At 75.5% G+C, this 591-nt stretch carries 1 protein-coding gene; it reads left to right on the forward strand.

All coding sequences use genetic code 11. The features are described from left to right. Positions 1-144: 144 nt before the first annotated feature. A partial coding sequence (locus BN4575_RS22695; protein ID WP_218060788.1) for an SNF2-related protein occupies positions 145-591 on the forward strand: 447 nt, incomplete at its 3' end.

Consider the following 591-nt stretch of genomic DNA (forward strand, 5'->3'; position numbering starts at 1 on the left):
CCTGCGCAAGTGCGCGGCCGCGCTGGTTTCAGGGCCGTCATGACGGCGATGCGCGCCAAGCGAACGGTCTCGGCCCCTCGTGGAGCCCCCAGCGCGGCCGCTCCGACGGTCGCTGCTCCGCGTGCGGCGCCGGAGCGTGCCCATGTGCTCGACGTCCCGTTCGCGATGCGCGCGGTCGCGTCCGCGAGCGGCGCGCGCTGGGACGCGGAGCACGGCGTGTTCGTCGCTCGCGCAGAGACGCTCCCGCCGGCCCTCGCGCCGTTCCGCGCCGCGCCGTACTCGTGGGAGCGGCGCATCGAGCGCGAGCTCAACGACGACCCAGCGCCCGCGCCGGCCGCCCCCGCGGGGGCGATCGTCCTCCGCCCGCACCAGCTGGACGGCGTGCGGGCCATCGCCGCCGCGAAGGCGGAAAGGCGCGCCGGGTTCCTCCTCGCCGACGACGTCGGCCTCGGCAAGACGATCACCGCCTGGGCCGCGGTCCTCCGGATGCCGGACGTCGCGACGGTGCTGATCGTTTGCCCGCTCGCCGTCGTCGCGCACTGGCGCCGTACGGTTCAGGCGATGGGCGACGCAGGCAAAGAGATCGTGATC

This window comes from Aeromonas sp. EERV15, from assembly GCF_900079845.1.
Taxonomy (GTDB): Bacteria; Pseudomonadota; Gammaproteobacteria; order Enterobacterales; family Aeromonadaceae; genus Aeromonas; species Aeromonas sobria.